Origin of the sequence: Aeromonas dhakensis (genome assembly GCF_000820305.1) — a bacterium.
Taxonomy (GTDB): Bacteria; Pseudomonadota; Gammaproteobacteria; order Enterobacterales; family Aeromonadaceae; genus Aeromonas; species Aeromonas dhakensis.
The window spans coordinates 1-17,290 of sequence record NZ_CDBH01000049.1 but is presented as its reverse complement, the minus strand read 5'-3'; the positions used below and the strand labels follow the sequence as shown (position 1 = coordinate 17,290).

Sequence of the window (17,290 nt, the reverse complement as noted above, 5' to 3'; positions counted from 1 at the left end):
ACAGCAGGGGCGCCGAGGCGCCCCTTGTTGTATCTATCATCCGGTCGGGGTCAGCGCCCGCCGGCCACGTCGATAAAGGTGCCGGTGACGTAGGAAGCCTCGTCAGAGAGCAGCCAGGCGATGGCGGCAGCCACTTCGATCGGCTGACCGCCCCGTTGCAGCGGGATCTGCCCCTTAACCCGGTCGACCCGACCGGGTTCGCCGCCGTCGGCGTGCATCTCGGTGTAGATGAAACCCGGACGCACCCCGTTGACCCGGATCCCCAGGGGCGCCACCTCCAGCGACAGCCCCTTGGTCAGCACGTCGACGGCCCCCTTGGCGGCGGCATAGTCCACATACTCCCCCGCCGAGCCCAGCCGGGCGGCGGCCGAGGAGACATTGACGATGGCGCCCCCCGCCGTCATCCGGCGCACCGCCTCGCGGCAGCAGAGAAAGCAGCTGGTAACATTGGTGGTCAGGGTCTGGTTGATGCGCTCGGCACTCATTTCCAGCACCCGCATCTGCGGCTGCAACCTGCCGGCGTTGTTGACCAGATGGGTGACGGGGCCAAGCCGCGCGTCCATCTCCTCGAACAGACGCACCACCTCGGCCTCCACCCCGACATCCGCCTGCACCGCGATGCAGCGGACCGGATGGGAGGCCAGGATCTCGGCCACCAGCGCCTCGGCACTGGCCTTGTCATGGCGATAGTTGAGGCACAGATGATAACCCTGCCCCGCCAGATGGCGGGCGGTGGCGGCGCCAATGCCTCTGCCGCCGCCGGTGATCAGCACTCGTTTGTTCATGGACCCTCCTGGTCATGTCGCGCACGGTGGCACTGCGAGATGGATGGCAGCCGTGTCAGGCCGGGCCGTGATCCATCACTGTCTCCACCAGCACCTTGTTGAAACGCAGATAATCTTCCTTGTCGAGCGGGGCCGGATAGCTCAGCACCCGCAGCGCATGTCCCTCGCAATCAGGCTGATAGGGCGGGTGCACGTGGTCATGATCGCTCAGGCAAAAGCCCAGCGACTGATAGAAGCGCAGCCGGCGAAGGGAAATCTCGTCCTCTGGCGGATCTATCTCCAGGATGACGGGGCGCCCCGCCGTCTCGCAGAAGGCGGCAAGCAGGCGTGAGCCGTGGTTCTGGCCGCGCAGGACCGGGTTGATGGCCAGATGCTCGATGTAGATCTGCTCGCCGCAGTCCCACCAGAAGATAAAGCCGAGCAGCTGCTCGCCCTGATAGAAGAGCTGACAGTGAAAGCGGGAGTCTCCCATCTTGCGTTGCTGATGCTGCGGCTGGCGCTGTTCGTAGCGGGGAAAGCTGCTGCCGTAGATCTGCCAGACCAGTGGCCAGTCCGGATGGGATATCTCTCTTGCGATTTCACTTCGACTCATTCATCTGCTCCTTGGTAAAACCACAGTGATACCATCTTTGTCCGGCCCAAACACCCCTCTCTTTCACTACCGGCGCGTCCCCGCCTCCCGGCCAAAACGCACAGAGCCCGCACGGGGCGGGCTCTGCATGGCGATAAAACAACAGGGCTAGGCTATTTGAACAGGCCCTTGAGCAGCTGATCGGCCACCCCCTTCACCCCTTCGTTGTCGGCCTTGTCACCCAGCAGCTTCTTGAGACCACGCTCGGCCTCCTTGCGGGCCTTCTCCTCCAGCAGCTTGTTGTTGCTGAGCAGTGCCTTCACGTCGAGCCGGTAGCTCGGCGCCTGCCAGTGGCCACCGATACGTACCGGTATGGTGATGTCCTTGAGCTCGTCCACATCCTTGCCCCCCTGCCCCTTGCTGCTCTCCACCACGGAGGTGAGGAACAGGAAATCGAGGGTCTCCGGCACCAGGGCGGTCTGGCCCTGCCCCTTCACCCGCAGAGCGGGGGCGAACAGCTGGATGTCGTCGCTCTGGGCGACCCCGTCGGCAATCCGGAAGCTGGCGGTGAGGGCGCTGAAGTCGGTCTTGCGCGCCTCCTTCACCTGATCCCCCCCCTTGCCGGTCAGGGTGGCCCGCGCCTCGCGGATCATCTCCGCCAGGTTGATGCCGTGCAGGGCGCCATCGCTCAGCTTGAGGTTAACCTTGCCCTGCATCCGGCTGCGCAGCGCCAGTTCGGAGAGGCCGGCCCCCTGCACCTCGACCTCGAGATCCCCCTTGCCTTCCAGCAGATCGGTCTGGGCCAGGGTCTGCAGCAGCGGCCGCACATCGACCCCCTGTACCCGCTTGTGGGCCTGATAGCGAGCCGGCTTTTGCCGCGCATCGAGCACGCCACTGGCGGTCACCTTGCCACCGGCCACGCCGGCGCTGAACTGCTTGAGGGTGAGCTGGCCACCGGCCAGGGCGAGCTGCAGGTCGACGGCGCTCAGATCCAGCCCCTTCAACCGCACACTGCCCAGCTGCAACCGGCCGGCCAGATCCACCGACTTGAGGGCGGTCAGATCCGGTTCGGCCGTGGAGAGCGCCTTGGCGGCGGGTGCGGCGGCCTGCGCCGTCGTCCCGGCCGGTACTACAGCGCCCGAACTGGCCGCGGCGGGCGCAGCCTTGGCCGGTTGACCGAGCCAGCCGTCGAGATCCAGCTTCTCCCCCTTGAGGTCGAATTCCACCCTGGGCACGGCGCCCAGCTGCACGCTGCCGTTGCCGCTCAGCAGGGCGTCATCCACCCCCATCACCAGGTTGGTCAGGGTCACGTTCTGCTTGTCGAGCTCGGCTCGGGCAAAACCCGCCAGCTTCACCTGCAGTTGCGGGCGTGGCAGGGCATCACCGCTGAGCTTGGCGGCCAGCACGGCATCCGACACCTCCAGCAGTTGCCGGTTCTCGTCGAGGCGCGCCTTGAGGGTGCCCTCCAGGGTGCCGGCCAGGGTCGGCTTGTCCGCCGCCCCCTGGGCGCCCTGCAAACTGAGCGTGAGGCTGCTCCACTCCCCCAGCGCCAGCCGGTCGGCCTTGAGGGAGAAGGCGTCGAGCCGCTGCACCGGATCCTTCAGGCTCCCCTCCAGGCTGAGCTCCTTGAGCTCGCTGCGGCTCTCATCCTGGGCCAGCTTGAGCTGGGCCTGCCCCTTGAGATCAAAAGCCAGCTCCCCCTGGGCCCCCTTGGCGGCCAGGGTCACCGGCACCCACTGATCCACCACCAGCTGACCCAGGTTCAGGTCCAGCTGTTCGAGGCGGGAGACGGTGCCGTTGCGATCGTCCTGCAGCAGGGCGCTGGCCTGTTGCAGCTCCACCCCTTGCAGGCTGATCTGCCAGGGCTGCTTGTCACTGGCGGCCGGGGCAGCCGGCTGACTCTCGCCCGCTGGCGAGGCATCAGCCCCCTGTTTGGTCGTCTTGATGAGATCGCTCAGGTTGGAGCTGCCGTCAGCCTTGGTCTGGATAAACAGGTGGGCGCCACTCAGGGTCACCTTGCCTATCTCAAGCTTGTGGGAGAGCAGCGGCAGCAGGCCCACCGAGGCCTCCCCGCGCTCGAAGCGCACCAGGTCGGGCTCGGCAAAGCCGGCGGGGTTGCGCAGCGCCACCTTCTCGAGAGAGAGGCCAAGGCTTGGCCAGAAGCGCCAGCCGATCGCCCCCTCCATCACCAGCTCGCGGCCGGTGCTCTTGCGCACCTGATCCACCAGCTGAGGCTTGAACTGATTGGGGTCGATGAGGGACACCAGGGCGGTGATGGCCACCACGGCCGCCAGCGCCAACCCCAGCAGGATGTAGATGATCTTCTTCACGATGGACTCCTTGAATGCGGATCTTGTGACTGACTATACCACCGGGGGGATAACAGATGGGGCCCGTCTGCCAAAACAAGCCAGCGGCGAGACAGGGATGGTCGCAGGTCGGTGTTCAAACGCGCGGCAATAAAAAGGGCCCCGCAGGGCCCTGATGATAGTGGATGGCTGACGCCCGTCTCGCCCGGATCAAGGTTGACGCGGCAGCTCCCGGTAGCCCATCTCGTACAGGGTGAAGGCATAGATGTCCGCACTCTGCTCAATCAGCTTGGCCACCGGCGTACCCGCCCCGTGCCCGGCATTGGTCTCGATGCGAATGAGCTGGGGATGGGGGCCGGCATCGTCGGCCTGCAGGGTGGCGGCAAACTTGAAGGAGTGGGCCGGCACCACCCGATCGTCGTGGTCCGCCGTGGTCACCATAGTCGAGGGGTAGCTGACCCCGGGTCGGACATTGTGCAGCGGCGAGTAGCCCTTCAGGTAGTCGAACATCGCCTCGCTGTCGGCGCTGGTGCCGTAGTCATAGGCCCAGCCCGCACCGGCGGTGAAGGTGTGGTAGCGCAGCATGTCGAGCACCCCCACCGCCGGCAGGGCGACCCTCATCAGATCCGGCCGCTGGGTCATCACGGCCCCCACCAGCAGACCGCCGTTGGAGCCACCGCGGATCGCCAGCCGGTCGGTGCGGGTGTAGCCCTCGGCCTTGAGGTACTCGGCCGCCGCGATGAAGTCGTCGAACACGTTCTGTTTGTTCTGCTGGGTGCCCGCCAGGTGCCAGGCCTGGCCGTACTCGCCGCCCCCACGCAGGTTGGCCACCGCATAGACGCCCCCCAGATCCAGCCAGTTGGCCACCGACACGCTGAAGCTCGGGGTCAGGCTCACGTCAAAACCGCCATAGCCGTAGAGGATGGTCGGATTGCTGCCATCGAGTTTCAGCCCCTTGCGGTAGCTGATGATGAGCGGCACCCGGGTGCCGTCCTTGCTCTGGTAGAAGCGCTGCTCGGAGACGTAATCCTCTGGCTTGAACGGCGCCGCCGAGGCGCGATAGAGGCTGATGGCGCCGCTCTTGGGCTCGAACCGGTAGAGTGTGGGCGGCTGGGCATAGTTCTCGAAACCGAAGTAGAGGGCAGGATCATCGTGCTTGCCGTTGAAGCCGCTGACGCTGCCAAGGCCGGGCAGCGCCACCTCGCGCACCCGCTTGCCCTCGTAGTCGAACTGCTCGACCCGGGCGGTGGCATCCACCATGTACTCGGCAAACAGATAGCCGCTGCCGCTGTGCACCGTCAGCACCTGCTGACGCTCGGGGATAAGGTCGCGCCAGCGGGCCGGCCCCGGGTTGGCGGCATCCACCGTCACCAGCCGGCGGTTGGGGGCGTCCCTGTTGGTCAGCAGGTAAAGGGTGCTGCCCTGGTTGTCCACCAGGCTCACGTCCGCATCCAGCTCTCCCTGCACCGTCAGCAGCGGCGCGTTCTCCTGGCTCAGATCCTTCACATAGAGGCGGTTGCCGGAGGTGGAGTTCGCCGCCGAGATGAGCAGGAAGCGGTCATCCTCGGTGACGGTCGCCCCCACGTAGCGGTGGTGCTGGGCCGGGATGGCGCCGAACACCAGCCGGTCATCCTGCTGCGCCGTGCCGAGCCGGTGGAAATAGACCTTGTGCTGATCGGTCCTGGCCGACAGCTCGCTGCCGTCGGGCTTGTCGTAGCTCGAGTAGAAGAAGCCCTCGTTGCCGAGCCAGCTGATGCCGCTGAACTTCACATCCTTGAGGGGCGCCTCCAGCGGCTGCTTGCTCTCCACGTCCATCAGGTGGATCTCGCGCCAGTCGCTGCCCGCCAGCGACAAGGAGTAGGCCAGGATGCGGCCATCACGGGAGAAGCTCAGCTGATCCAGTGCCGTGGTTCCGTCGGGGCTGAGGGTATTGGGATCGAGGAACACCTCGGCCGGCTTGCCCGCCTGCTGGCGCCACAGCACGTTCTGGTTCTGCAGTCCGTCGTTCTTGAAGAAGTAGTGGTAGCGCCCCTCGCGAAACGGCGCCCCCTCCTTGGCGTAGTTCCAGGAAGCGGCCAGCTTCTCCTTGATGGCGGCGCGATACGGGATCTGTGCCAGATAACCCTGAGTCACCCGGTTCTGGGCCTTGACCCAGGCCTCGGTCTCGGGGCTGCGATCATCCTCCAGCCAGCGATAGGGGTCGGCCACGGCCTGGCCGAAGTAGTGATCCACCTGCTCACCCTCACGGGTGACGGGGTAGTGAAGGCGCGCTTTCCCTGACATGGCATCCTCTCTGGTTGGCTGGCCGCTGCACGCACAGAGCAGTGACAGGGTCAGCAGGCTGACAATGGCTCGCATCGATGCGGCTCCCTGCGATTTCGGGTGAAGCGGGCAGGTTAGCAAAGAGTGCCGAACGGCCCAACCCCCCAGCAGGTGACCAGGCGACATGAGCGGGCAACCGCCACAACCCTGACCAATCGGAGTCATATGAATTTTTTCGCTTAGGTTTGCCAGTTTATTTTGTTTGTTATCCGGCACTTGGGTCACAGGATGGAATAAGCGACTGACCATCTCGACTCATTCAGGATAAAGCATGCCGTACAGCTACCTATCACATCTGCGTTGCAGCAAGACCGGCGAGATGGTGGATGCCGATCAGCCCCAGCAGCTGAGCCCGGTCGGCGCCCCCTTGCTGGCCAGCTACGACCTCGAGGCCCTGAAACAGGCCTGGCATCCGGCCGCCCTGCTGGGGCGTCCCGCCAGCCTGTGGCGCTACCACGAGCTGCTGCCGGTACGCGACCCCGCCCAGGTGGTCACCCTGGGGGAAGGCTTCACCCCGCTGTTGCCGCTGCCGCGCCTCGGCAAGCAGGTCGGCATTCCGGATCTCTGGATGAAAGATGAGAGCCTCACCCCCACCGGCTCCTTCAAGGCCCGCGGCGCCGCAGTTGGCGTCTCCCGCGCCCGCGAACTCGGCATCACCCACTTCGCCATGCCCACCAACGGCAACGCCGGCGCGGCCTGGGCACTCTACGGCGCCCGCGCCGGCTTGCGCAGCACCATAGTCCAGCCGCAGGCGGCCCCCGCCATCACCCGGCTGGAGAGCGCCCTGGCCGGTGCCCGCCTCTATCTGGTGGACGGCCTCATCAGCGACGCCGGTCGCCAGGTGGCCGAGGCGGTGGCCGAGCAGGGGCTGTTTGATGCCTCCACCCTCAAGGAGCCCTATCGCATCGAGGGCAAGAAGACCATGGGGTTTGAAATCGCCGAGCAGCTCGGCTGGACCCTGCCGGACGTCATCCTCTACCCCACCGGCGGCGGGGTCGGCCTCATCGGCATCTACAAGGCGCTGCGGGAATTGCAGGAGCTGGGCTGGGTGCAGGGGCCGCTGCCGCGCCTGGTGGCGGTGCAGGCGAGCGGCTGCGCCCCCATCGTCCAGGCCTGGCAGCAGGGAGAGCGCGAGTCGCGCTTCTGGCCCGACTCCCAGACCCTGGCGTTCGGCATCAACGTGCCCAAGGCGCTGGGGGATTTTCTGGTGCTGGATGCCCTCTATCGCACCGAGGGTTGCGCCGTCGCGGTGGAAGATGCCGCCATCCAGCGCGAGCTGCGTCAGCTCGCCTCTCAGGAGGGCTGCTTCGTCTGCCCGGAAGGGGCGGCCGCCTTCGCCGCCGCCCGCCAGCTGCGGGAAGCAGGCTGGATCCAGGGGGGCGAGCGGGTGGTGGTGCTCAACACCGGCGCCGGCATCAAGTACCCGGATGCCATCACGGTCGTGCCCCAGCGGCTGCGCCGCGACGGGAGGATCCCGGCATGAGCGTCGACTGGTCCTTTGTTCTCACCACCCTGCCGGCGTTCGGCCAATCGGTCTGGGTCACCTTGCAGCTCGGCGCCATCGTGATCCTCACCTCGCTCGCCGTGGCGCTGCTCAATGTGACCCTGCTGAGCCTGCACAAGCCTTGGCTGAACGGGGTGATCCGCGCCTATGTGGAGCTGGCCCGCAACACGCCGCTCTTGATCCAGCTGTTCTTTCTCTACTTCGGGCTGCCGGCGCTCGGCCTGTCGCTGTCGGGCTTTGCCACCGCGGTGATCGCCATGACCTTCCTCGGCGGCGGCTACCTGACCGAATCGCTGCGGGCGGGCATTCAGGCGGTCCCCCCCAGCCAGCTGGAGGCGGGGCGAGCCATCGGCCTCTCCCGCTGGCAACTGCTGCGCCACGTCCAGCTGCCCCAGGCCTGGCTCGCCAGCCTGCCGGCGCTGTTCGCCAACTTCATCTTTCTGCTCAAGGAGACGACCGTGGCCTCGGCGGTGGCGGTGCCAGAGCTGCTCTACACCACCAAGAACTACATCGCCCTCTACTACAAGACCTACGAGATGCTGGCGGTGCTGACCTTGATGTGCGTGCTGATCTTTCTGCCGCTGTCCCTTGCCCTGCGCGTCGTTGAAAGGAGGCTGCAACATGGTCAGTTTGGTCACTGAATCGCTGATGCAGGCAGCGATCGTCCTGCTACCGCGGTCACTCACCACCGATGCAGAGGAAAGGAGGGATCAATATGGTCAGTTCGGTCATTGAATCGCGGAGCCCGATGTGGGCACTTATCTTCCTGCTGCCGCCGTCACTCGTCACCAAGGCACAGAAAAGGAGGGCTCGCTATGGCCAGTCCGGTCACTGAGCAGCTGACGCAGGCGCTGCCACTGCTGGCGGTGGGCGCGGGCCAGACCCTCGCCATATCGCTGCTCGCCATCCTGTTCGCCACCCTGGGCGGGGTCGGTTACGGCGTGCTGGCCCAGCAAGGGGGAAGGCTGACGCGGGTAGTGTTGCGAGTCTATCTGGAGCTGTTTCGGGTGGTGCCCGTGCTGGTCTGGCTCTACCTCTTCTTCTTCGGGCTGCCGATCTTCTTTGGCCTGGATATCCCGGCCTTCTGGTGCGCCGTGCTGGTGCTGGCCCTGTGGGGCGCCAGCGAGGTGGGAGAGGTGGTGCGCGGCGGCCTCAACTCCCTCGCCCGTGGTCAGCAGGAGGCCGGCCTGGCGCTCGGGCTCTCCCGCTGGCAGCTCTATCGCCACGTGCTGCTGCCCCAGGCGCTGCAACGGCTGACGCCGCCGACCATCAACATCTACACCCGCATCATCAAGACCAGCTCGCTGGCGGTGCTGATCGGGGTGGTGGAGGTGATCAAGGTGGGCCAGCAGATCATCGAGCGCACCTATGGCTCGCTGCTCATCTACGCTCTGCTGTTCCTGTTCTTTTTTCTGGTCTGCTATCCGCTCTCGCTCGTCTCGCGCCGGCTGGAGCAACAATGGGGTAATGCGGTATGACACCTCTGCTTGAGCTCAATGCTGTCAGCAAACAATTCGGCCAAAACCGGGTACTGGACGAGGTCAGCCTCACGGTGCACGCCGGGGAAGTGATCGTCATCCTGGGGCCGAGCGGCTGCGGCAAGAGCACCTTGCTGCGCACTCTCAACGGGCTCGAACCCATTCAGGGGGGCGACATTCGCTTCGACGGAGAGCTGCTGGATGCCAGCACCGACTGGCAGCGGCTGCGCCAGCGCATCGGCATGGTGTTCCAGAGCTATCACCTCTTCCCCAACCTGACGGTGCTGGAGAACGTGCTGCTCGGCCCCCTTCAAGTGCAAAAACGAGAGCGGCAGGAGGCCCTGCTGCAGGCGGAACAGCTGCTGACCCGCATCGGCCTGTGGGAGCGGCGCCATGACTATCCGCGCCAGCTCTCCGGCGGCCAGCAGCAGCGCATCGCCATCGTGCGGGCCCTGTGCATGAACCCGCAGGTGATGCTGTTTGACGAGGTGACCGCTGCGCTGGATCCCGAGATGGTGCAGGAGGTGCTGGAGGTGATCCGCGATCTCGCCGGCAGCGGCATGACCCTGCTCATCGTCACCCACGAGCTGGCGTTCGCCCAGGCGGTGGCGGATCGCATCGTCTTCATGGATGGCGGCCACATCCTGGAGCAGGCCGCCCCCCATCAATTTTTCGAGCACCCGCGCAGCCAGCGTGCCCGCCAGTTCCTCGCCAAGTTTTCTTATACAACTGTCAGCAAACGAAAGGAGTCAGCATGAAGAAAATTACCTCGGTTCTGTTCAGTGCCTTGTTGGGACTGGGTCTCGCCAGCGGCGCCGCCCATGCGGCGGACGGTTCCCTCGACAAGATCAAGGCCCGTGACAAGCTCATCGTCGGCGTCTTCACCGACAAGCCCCCCTTCGGCTATGTGGACGAGAAGGGCAACTACGTCGGCTTTGACACCGACCTCGGCCGCCGTTTCGCCAAGGATCTGCTGGGGAACGAGAACAAGGTCGAGTTCGTGGCGGTGGAGCCCGCCAGCCGCATCCCCTTCCTACAGAGCGACAAGGTGGATCTCATCCTCGCCAACATGACGGTGACGCCGGAGCGGCGGCAGGTGGTGGACTTCACCAACCCGAACCTGCGAGTGGCGGTACAGGTGCTGGTGCCGGAGAAGAGCGCCGCCAAGGGGCTGGACGATCTCGCGGACAAGACCCTGATCGTCACCACCGGCACCACGGCCGACATCTGGCTGACCCGCAACCACCCGGAGTGGAAGGTGCTCAAGTTCGAGAAGAACACCGAATCCCTGCAGGCGCTGGCCCAGGGCCGTGGCGACGCCTATGCCCAGGACAACCTAGTGCTCTTCAGCTGGGCCAAGGAGAACCCGGGCTATCGGGTGCTGCCCGAGAAGCTGGGCTCGGAAGACCCCATCGCGCCGGCGGTGAAGAAGGGCAATATCGAGCTGCGTGACTGGGTCAACGACCGTCTCGCCAAGCTGGGGGAAGAGCAGTACCTGCTGAAACTCTACGACCAGTATGTGCGCGATCACTTAAGCGCCGATACCGACCCGAACGACGTGATAGTGGAAGGAGGCAAGTGGCAGGGCTGAGCCTGCCAGAAGAGCTGAGAGTGTGATGTGTGTGAAGTCTTGGTTCCGTTGGTCCGCAAACCGCAAGGTTTGACCTTTCAGGCGCTCCCCTCGGGTGGCGCCTTTTTTTCGCATGGGAAAAAGAACCGGGCCAGAGGCCCGGTTGAAAACCCGCGCAGAGCAGGCTGTGTCACGTCGATGACACGGTTCAGGCTGCCGGACTGGCACGGGATGCCGTCCGGCCAATTCGCCGCACCGCCGGGGGCGGGATGAGCCCTCGGCAACGCCGGCGAATGGGGTGGCGCAGCGGGCGCCGAAGAGGGTGCCTACTCCCGCTCCAGGGCGTGGATGGGGTCCATCCGCGCCGCCCGCCGCGCCGGGAAGAAGCCGAACAGCACGCCGATGAGGCTCGAGCAGAAGAAAGCCATCAGCACGGCGTCCAGGGAGTAGCTCAGGGTAAACTGGCTGCTGAAGTGCTCGAACAAGACGCCGACCAGCAGGGAGAGCAGCACCCCGGCCGCCCCGCCCAGCAGGCAGACCAGCACCGCCTCGATCAAGAACTGCTGCAGTATGTCGCCGGTTCTGGCCCCCACCGCCATCCGCACGCCGATCTCGCGGGTGCGCTCACTCACCGACACCAGCATGATGTTCATCACCCCGATACCGCCCACCACCAGGGAGATGAGCGCAATCATGGCGATCAGCAGGGTCAGGGTGGCATTGGTGCTGGTGATCGCCTGACGGATGCTGTCGGTGTTGAGCACGAAGAAATCCTGACTGCCGTGCCGCTCACGCAGCAGGCGGGTGATACCATCCTCGGCGGCGGCCAGCGCCACCTCATCCTGCACCCGCACGCTGATGCTGCGCAGGTGGCTCTGGCCCAGCATCCGCGTCATGGCCGTGGTGTGGGGGATCCAGACGTTGAGGTTCTCGTCGCTGCCAAAGCCGCTCTGGTTGCGGGCCACCACCCCGATCACCCGGCACGGCAGGCTACCCAGCAGGATCACCTGACCGAGCGGCGACTCCCCCGCGGCAAACAGGCGCGCCAGGCTGTTTTCGTCGATCACCACCTCCTGCGCCATGTCGGCCACGCTGGTGGCATCGAACAGCATGCCTTGCAGCAGTCGATAGCCGCGCACCTGGAAGAACTGCTCCCCCACCCCGTTCACCGAACCTAGTACCGCCTGACTGCCCCGGCGCAGGGTGACGCTGGTGGCCAGGCTGGGGGTCACGCTGTGCACATAACCGAGCCCGGCGAGAGCGTCGGCGTCCTCCACCCTGAGGGTCTGGACCGCCTCGGCCCGCCGATCGCCGAAGCCGCTGCCGGGGAAGATCTCCAGAGTGCTGGTGCCCATGGCATTGATGTTGGCCAGCACCTGCTGCTGGGATCCGCGCCCGAGCGCCACCACAGACACCACGGCGGCGATACCGATGATGATGCCGAGCATGGTGAGGAAGGTGCGCATGCGCTGGGCCTGCATGGCCAGCAGCGCCATCTTGAAGGCGGCGCCGAGCCGCCCGGCCAGACCGCCGCGTGCCCCTTCGCCGACCCGGGACGCAATGTGCGCGGGAAGCGGCTGTGCCGGCTCGCGACGACGGTCGGCCACCACCTCGCCATCTTTCAGCTCGATGATCCGCTCGGCCTGCTCGGCGATCGCCATGTCGTGGGTCACGATCACCAGCGTATGCCCCTCGCGGTGCAGCCCATTCAATATGCCGAGCACCTCGGCCCCGCTCTGGCTGTCGAGGGCGCCGGTCGGCTCGTCCGCCAGGATCACCTGACCGCCGTTGATGAGGGCGCGGGCAATGCTGACCCGCTGCTGCTGACCGCCGGAGAGCTGGCTCGGCTTGTAGTCGAGCCGGCTGCCTAGCCCGAGTCGCTGCAGCAGGCTCTCGGCCCGCGCCTTGCGCGCATCGCCGGCCAACCCGGCATAGAGGGCGGGCAGCGCCACGTTGTCGCGGGCACTGAGATCCCCCAGCAGGTGGTAGCGCTGAAAGATGAAGCCGAAGTGCTCGCGGCGCAGGGTCGCCAGCGCATCGGCGGTCAGCCGGCTCGTCTCCCGTCCGGCCACCCGGTAGTCACCCTCGCTCGGCTGATCGAGGCAGCCCAGAATATTGAGCAGGGTCGACTTGCCGGAGCCGGAGGCGCCGACGATGGCCACCATCTCCCCCCGCGTTATGGTCAGGTCGATGCCCTTGAGCACCTCGACGCGCCGCTCCCCGTCGCCAAAATGGCGGCGGATGCCGCTCAGTTGCAGCAGTGGTTCTCTCATCATCACATCCCCATGGGCGGACCCATCCGCCCGCTCTGCTGGTGCTGGGCCGTCAGCTGGCTCACCACCACGGCCTCCCCCTCCGCCAGCCCGTCCAGGATCTGGGCATCCACCTTGTTGTTGAGGCCGACCTTCACCTGCCGCCATTGCGGGCGACCGCCCTCATCCACCACCTGTACCCGCCCCTCGCTCAGAGCGATGGCCGGGATCACCAGGGCGTTGCGTTCAGTCGCCAGCACAATGTGCACCTGGGCCGTCATGCCGATGCGCAGGGCCCGCTGCGGATTTTCCACCTCGAACAGGCCGTTGTAGTAGACGGCCGTACTGGTCGAACTGCTGCTGGTCGTGTCGTCGTTGATGGTGTCGGGGGCGGGCTCGATGGCACGCAAGCTGGCCTGGTAGCGCTGCTTGGGCGCTCCCAGCACGGTGAAATAGCTGGGCAGGCCGGCCTTCACCCTGATCACGTCCGCCTCCGAGATCTGCGCCTCCACCGTCATGGTGTCGAGTCGCGCCACCTTGACCATGGTCGGGGTACTCTGCACCGCGTTGACCGTCTGCCCCTGTTCCACCGGGATCGCCACTATGGTGCCCGCCATGGGGGAGACGATGCGGGTGTAACCCAGATTCACTTTGGCGGTGTCGACCGCGATGCGGGCCTGCACCGCCTGCGCCGTCAACGCCCGGATGTCGGCACGGGTGGCCGTCAGGGTCGCCTCCGCGCTGTCGTAGTCGGCCTGACTGCCCAATCCTCGAGCCAGCACCTTGCGCTGGCGCTCGAAGGCCAGCTGGTTGTTGCGCAAAGTTGCCCGGCGCGAGGCCAGCTGGGCCTGCACGTTGTCGAGAGCAGCTTCGGCATCCTTGAGGGCGTTCTGCTGGGTGAGATCGTCGATCTCGACCAGCAGATCGCCCTGCTTCACCTCGTCCCCCAGTGCCACGTGCAGCGCCTTGATCTGCCCCGACACCTGGGCCCCCACACTCACCAGCTTCTGGGCCTGCAGGGTGCCGTCGGCCAGCACGCTCTGCTCCAGATCCCGCCGCTCGACCGAAGCCGTGATATAGGCGGCTGCCGGCGCCGCCGTGGAGGGCAGCCACAGCCAGCCGGCGCCGACCAGCACCAGGGCGGGCAGCAGCAGGCGAACAACGAGAAGACGGATAGGGGGCATCGCGGATATCCTTGGCTAAAACAGAGGGTGAAGCAGACCCGGGCAATCTACTCCAATGTCCGGTTAAGCCTCTTGCAGGGCAGTGTAAGGATTGCGTAAAAGCAGCTGTCAGGCGGAGACGGACACGGGAAAATGGCGCCAACCCGAGACGGAGAAGAGCGATGAAGATCCTGCTGGTGGACGATGATCTGGAACTTGGCACCATGCTGAGCGAATACCTGGGTGGCGAAGGCTTTGCCACCACCCATGTGCTGACCGGCAAGAGCGGCGTGCAGCACGCCCTCTCCGGCAACTATGCCGCCGTGGTGCTCGACATCATGCTGCCCGACTTGAACGGCAGCGAGGTGCTGCGCCAGATCCGCCGCGACAGCCGGATCCCCGTCATCATGCTCACCGCCAAGGGGGACAACATCGATCGGGTGATCGGGCTCGAGATGGGGGCCGATGACTATGTGCCCAAGCCCTGCTACCCGAGGGAGCTGGTGGCCAGGCTGAGGGCCGTGCTGCGCCGGGTCGAGCCGGCCCCCGCCCATCCGGGCAAAGAGCAGGGCCTGCGCCTTGGCGAGCTGGTGCTCTCCCCCGCCAGCCGTCAGTGCCACTGGCAAACGCAGCCGCTGGAGCTGACCGCCACCGAGTTCAACCTGCTGGAGCTGCTGCTGCGCTCGCCGGAGCGGGTGGTCAGCAAGGATGAGCTCTCCCTGCATGGACTGGGCCGCCCACGCGAGCCCTATGATCGCAGCGTCGACGTGCACATCTGCAACATCCGCCAGAAGCTGCAGGCCCTGGCGGGGGAAGCCGTCGGCATCGAGACGGTGCGCAGCATAGGATACCGGCTGGCATGATCCTCAAGGGGCGCCTGTTCTGGAAGATCCTGTTCGGCTTCTGGTTCACCATCATCATGATGAGCCAGCTGCTGTGGGTGGCCTTCAGCCTCTATCGCCATGAGGGACCGCCTGAGCAGCGGATGGCAAGCCAGCTGGCCGAACGCCAGCTGGAGGCGGCCGCCAGCCTGTTGCAGCGACAGGGACCGGCTGCAGTCGCAGCCCTGCAGGCCAGCTGGCCGGCCCAGGAGCGAAGGCTGCTACAGCTTGAACCGGTCGCAACAGAGCCAGCCACGACGCTGAGCGGCCGCATCCTGCTGGGAGCCGATGGCCAGCGCTATCGGCTCGACTACGACGGCGGCGGCCTGCAGCAGTTGCTGGCCCCGCCCCAGCCCCATCGCAACTGGCTCAACATGCCGCCCCCCATGTGGTGGATCGGCGGGCTTGGCGGCCTCTTCTTCAGTGCCCTGCTCGCCTGGCACCTGACCCGTCCCATGAACCGCTTCCGACAGGGGTTCGCACGCCTCGCCCAGGGAGATCTGGCAGTGCGCCTCTACCCCGCCATGCGGCGGCGCCACGACGAGATCAGCGATGCGGCCCGCGACTTCGATGCCATGGCCGAACGGCTGCAACTGCTGGTGGAGAGCCGCGAGCAGCTGCTGCACGACGTCTCCCACGAGCTGCGATCCCCCCTTGCCAGGTTGCAGCTGGCCATCGGTCTTGCCCAGCAGGATCCGGCCAGGATCGAGGGATCCCTCGAGCGGATCCAGCTCGAGACCCAGCGCATGGACAAGATGATCGGCGAGCTGCTGACCCTCACCCGTGCCGGCCATGGCGAGCGGGATGGCGAGGAGTATTACGATCTGCAGGGACTGGTCGACGCCGTGGTGAGCGATGCCCGCTACGAGGCGCAGCACATTGGGGTCGAGATAAAAACCTGGGTGGATGAAACCCGGGAGTACACGGTCTGCGGACAGGCGGAGCTGATCCGCCGGGCCCTCGACAACGTGCTTCGCAATGCCCTGCGCTTCTCGCAAGCAGGCCAGTGCATCCACCTGACCCTGATGCACCAGGGCTGCGAGTTCGTCATCGAGGTGGCGGATCAGGGGATGGGGGTGGATGAGAGCAAGCTCTCCAGCATCTTCGATCCCTTCGTGCGGATCGGCTCCCCCGCCGCAGGCAAGGGCTATGGGCTGGGCCTTGCCATCACCCGCAAGGCCATCCAGGCCCAGGGCGGGCGGGTCGACGCCAGAAACGGCGAAGAGGGCGGCCTGATCGTCACCCTCCACTTGCCGGGCTAGCTACCCCGCTCTGTCATTACAGCTATCGGTTAGCCCCGCAGCCGCTGCAATTGACTGATGGCATTGCCGGTTGAGCGAAAGGCAAACTCGGCAGGGGCAATGCCGGCCAGCTTGCGCCACTCGCAGGCGGCCACATCATCGGCCGCCACCACCAAAGGCTTGTGCACCAACTCCAGCAGAAAAACGGTATCGCAGGTGTGATAGACCACATCGTCATAGGGATAGACGTTGGCATAGGAGCCAAGATAACGCGGCCTCTCCCCCGTCAGGTTCAGCCCCAGCTCCTCCTTGAGCTCCCTCACCAAGGCTTCCTCCAGCGATTCGCCGGGATCGACGAAGCCGCCCGGCAGATCCAGCAACCCCTTACCGGGATCCCGGGCCCGCACCGCGACCAGCAGCTCGTCCTGCCAGCACAGTGCCACCATCACGGCCGACGCCACATTCTGGAAATAGTGAAAACCACAGCCACAGGCAAACTCTTTCTCGCTGCGTTGTTGCAGCGTTCCGGAACCACAACGCGGACAAAACATAGGGGGACTCTCATCTGACACCAAAGGCGCATTGTATGACGAACCCCATCCCTGATGGAAAGCCTTGAGGCACAACGCCCATGACGTGATAAATCAGCAGGATATAAAAGAGGGAGGAGAGGTAATACAGAGGGAAGCAAACCAAAGAAACCCAGTCTTTCGACTGGGCTTCTTTTAGTGGCGGAGCGGACGGGGAGACGGACAGAGTCCGGCTCAAGCACAAAGGACAACAGACAGGGACCAAGTTGCCAGTGGCAAGTCGCAGCCCTGGCGGTTGTCTCTTGTTTCCTCATCCCGTTTGCAAAAGCCAGATAGCAAAAAGGCCTTCCCGTCAGGGAAGGCCTTTCAATTTAGTGGCGGAGCGGACGGGACTCGAACCCGCGACCCCCGGCGTGACAGGCCGGTATTCTAACCGACTGAACTACCGCTCCGCATTCGGTTAGCTTTCGCTAAATTGTCTGCCGCTTCAACGAGGTGTCATCCTCTCGGCCAACGTCGTGATGTGCACGGCGCTGTTTAATTGGGTGCCTGGCAGTGTCCTACTCTCGCATGGCGAATGCCACACTACCATCGGCGCTACAGCGTTTCACTTCTGAGTTCGGCATGGGGTCAGGTGGTTCCACTGCGCTATTGCCGCCAGGCAAAAATCTTCAATCTGAAAAA

14 protein-coding genes, 1 tRNA gene and 1 rRNA gene are annotated in these 17,290 nt (G+C 65.4%); 7 read left to right on the top strand and 9 right to left on the bottom strand.

Annotation, left to right across the window (positions count from 1 at the left end; translation table 11 throughout):
- Positions 1 to 50: 50 nt before the first annotated feature.
- The 4 genes from BN1143_RS14505 to BN1143_RS14490 all read right to left on the bottom strand — a co-directional run bounded on the left by BN1143_RS14505 (position 51) and on the right by BN1143_RS14490 (position 6,023).
- Positions 51 to 785, bottom strand: coding sequence for an SDR family oxidoreductase (locus tag BN1143_RS14505; protein ID WP_024943200.1), 735 nt, complete (start codon positions 783 to 785; stop codon positions 51 to 53).
- A 55-nt stretch (positions 786 to 840) separates the two neighbouring features.
- Positions 841 to 1,377: a GNAT family N-acetyltransferase gene (locus BN1143_RS14500; RefSeq protein WP_024943199.1), complete on the bottom strand. Its 537-nt coding sequence runs from the start codon at positions 1,375 to 1,377 to the stop codon at positions 841 to 843.
- Positions 1,378 to 1,529: 152 nt separating this feature from the next.
- Positions 1,530 to 3,686, bottom strand: coding sequence for an AsmA family protein (locus BN1143_RS14495; RefSeq protein ID WP_042051125.1), 2,157 nt, complete (start codon positions 3,684 to 3,686; stop codon positions 1,530 to 1,532).
- Between the two features lie 189 nt (positions 3,687 to 3,875).
- A complete protein-coding gene (locus tag BN1143_RS14490; RefSeq protein ID WP_042051124.1) occupies positions 3,876 to 6,023 on the bottom strand; it encodes a prolyl oligopeptidase family serine peptidase in 2,148 nt (715 codons plus the stop codon).
- A gap of 235 nt (positions 6,024 to 6,258) precedes the next feature.
- On the opposite strand from BN1143_RS14490, the gene BN1143_RS14485 reads away from it, so the two are divergent.
- The 5 genes from BN1143_RS14485 to BN1143_RS14465 all read left to right on the top strand — a co-directional run bounded on the left by BN1143_RS14485 (position 6,259) and on the right by BN1143_RS14465 (position 10,560).
- Positions 6,259 to 7,470 (top strand): threonine synthase, encoded by a 1,212-nt coding sequence (locus BN1143_RS14485; RefSeq protein WP_042051123.1) that lies wholly within the window; start codon positions 6,259 to 6,261, stop codon positions 7,468 to 7,470.
- Positions 7,467 to 8,132 carry an amino acid ABC transporter permease gene (locus BN1143_RS14480; RefSeq protein ID WP_042051122.1) on the top strand — a complete coding sequence of 222 codons (666 nt, stop codon included), beginning with the start codon at positions 7,467 to 7,469 and terminating at the stop codon, positions 8,130 to 8,132. Before BN1143_RS14485 ends, BN1143_RS14480 begins: the two co-directional genes overlap by 4 nt.
- A 174-nt stretch (positions 8,133 to 8,306) precedes the next feature.
- Entirely contained in the window at positions 8,307 to 8,969 is a 663-nt protein-coding gene (locus BN1143_RS14475) for an amino acid ABC transporter permease (RefSeq protein WP_042051121.1), read from the top strand.
- Complete coding sequence (locus tag BN1143_RS14470; protein WP_042051120.1) at positions 8,966 to 9,727, top strand: amino acid ABC transporter ATP-binding protein; 762 nt, start codon at positions 8,966 to 8,968, stop codon at positions 9,725 to 9,727. Before BN1143_RS14475 ends, BN1143_RS14470 begins: the two co-directional genes overlap by 4 nt.
- A complete protein-coding gene (locus BN1143_RS14465) occupies positions 9,724 to 10,560 on the top strand; it encodes a transporter substrate-binding domain-containing protein (protein WP_042051119.1) in 837 nt (278 codons plus the stop codon). The genes BN1143_RS14470 and BN1143_RS14465 overlap by 4 nt, the downstream gene beginning before the upstream one ends.
- A 305-nt stretch (positions 10,561 to 10,865) precedes the next feature.
- Here BN1143_RS14465 and BN1143_RS14460 read toward each other — a convergent pair whose 3' ends face one another.
- On the bottom strand, positions 10,866 to 12,812 hold the full coding sequence (locus BN1143_RS14460) for a MacB family efflux pump subunit (RefSeq protein ID WP_082038565.1): 1,947 nt from the start codon (positions 12,810 to 12,812) through the stop codon (positions 10,866 to 10,868).
- Positions 12,813 to 12,814: 2 nt separating this feature from the next.
- On the bottom strand, positions 12,815 to 13,975 hold the full coding sequence (locus BN1143_RS14455; RefSeq protein WP_042051117.1) for an efflux RND transporter periplasmic adaptor subunit: 1,161 nt from the start codon (positions 13,973 to 13,975) through the stop codon (positions 12,815 to 12,817).
- Positions 13,976 to 14,136: 161 nt separating this feature from the next.
- On the opposite strand from BN1143_RS14455, the gene BN1143_RS14450 reads away from it, so the two are divergent.
- Together BN1143_RS14450 and BN1143_RS14445 are read left to right on the top strand one after the other, a co-directional pair.
- Positions 14,137 to 14,817, top strand: a complete 681-nt coding sequence (locus tag BN1143_RS14450) for a response regulator transcription factor (RefSeq protein WP_010635066.1) — start codon at positions 14,137 to 14,139, stop codon at positions 14,815 to 14,817.
- A complete protein-coding gene (locus BN1143_RS14445) occupies positions 14,814 to 16,097 on the top strand; it encodes a HAMP domain-containing sensor histidine kinase (RefSeq protein WP_042051115.1) in 1,284 nt (427 codons plus the stop codon). The genes BN1143_RS14450 and BN1143_RS14445 overlap by 4 nt, the downstream gene beginning before the upstream one ends.
- Before the next feature lie 29 nt (positions 16,098 to 16,126).
- Here BN1143_RS14445 and BN1143_RS14440 read toward each other — a convergent pair whose 3' ends face one another.
- The 3 genes from BN1143_RS14440 to rrf all read right to left on the bottom strand — a co-directional run bounded on the left by BN1143_RS14440 (position 16,127) and on the right by rrf (position 17,268).
- Positions 16,127 to 16,627: an NUDIX hydrolase gene (locus BN1143_RS14440; protein ID WP_042051114.1), complete on the bottom strand. Its 501-nt coding sequence runs from the start codon at positions 16,625 to 16,627 to the stop codon at positions 16,127 to 16,129.
- Between the two features lie 354 nt (positions 16,628 to 16,981).
- Positions 16,982 to 17,058 (bottom strand) — tRNA-Asp (locus tag BN1143_RS14435).
- A 95-nt stretch (positions 17,059 to 17,153) separates the two neighbouring features.
- Positions 17,154 to 17,268, bottom strand: a 5S ribosomal RNA gene (gene rrf / locus BN1143_RS14430).
- Positions 17,269 to 17,290: the final 22 nt, after the last annotated feature.

Bases quoted from the DNA above. Each gene is read 5' to 3' on its own strand.
- BN1143_RS14455 (WP_042051117.1), bottom strand. From the start codon at position 13,975: ATGCCCCCTATCCGTCTTCTCGTTGTTCGCCTGCTGCTGCCCGCCCTG.
- BN1143_RS14445 (WP_042051115.1), top strand. From the start codon at position 14,814: ATGATCCTCAAGGGGCGCCTGTTCTGGAAGATCCTGTTCGGCTTCTGG.
- BN1143_RS14485 (WP_042051123.1), top strand. From the start codon at position 6,259: ATGCCGTACAGCTACCTATCACATCTGCGTTGCAGCAAGACCGGCGAG.
- BN1143_RS14460 (WP_082038565.1), bottom strand. From the start codon at position 12,812: ATGAGAGAACCACTGCTGCAACTGAGCGGCATCCGCCGCCATTTTGGC.
- BN1143_RS14480 (WP_042051122.1), top strand. From the start codon at position 7,467: ATGAGCGTCGACTGGTCCTTTGTTCTCACCACCCTGCCGGCGTTCGGC.
- BN1143_RS14490 (WP_042051124.1), bottom strand. From the start codon at position 6,023: ATGCGAGCCATTGTCAGCCTGCTGACCCTGTCACTGCTCTGTGCGTGC.
- BN1143_RS14440 (WP_042051114.1), bottom strand. From the start codon at position 16,627: ATGTTTTGTCCGCGTTGTGGTTCCGGAACGCTGCAACAACGCAGCGAG.
- BN1143_RS14475 (WP_042051121.1), top strand. From the start codon at position 8,307: ATGGCCAGTCCGGTCACTGAGCAGCTGACGCAGGCGCTGCCACTGCTG.
- BN1143_RS14470 (WP_042051120.1), top strand. From the start codon at position 8,966: ATGACACCTCTGCTTGAGCTCAATGCTGTCAGCAAACAATTCGGCCAA.
- BN1143_RS14450 (WP_010635066.1), top strand. From the start codon at position 14,137: ATGAAGATCCTGCTGGTGGACGATGATCTGGAACTTGGCACCATGCTG.
- BN1143_RS14465 (WP_042051119.1), top strand. From the start codon at position 9,724: ATGAAGAAAATTACCTCGGTTCTGTTCAGTGCCTTGTTGGGACTGGGT.
- BN1143_RS14505 (WP_024943200.1), bottom strand. From the start codon at position 785: ATGAACAAACGAGTGCTGATCACCGGCGGCGGCAGAGGCATTGGCGCC.
- BN1143_RS14500 (WP_024943199.1), bottom strand. From the start codon at position 1,377: ATGAGTCGAAGTGAAATCGCAAGAGAGATATCCCATCCGGACTGGCCA.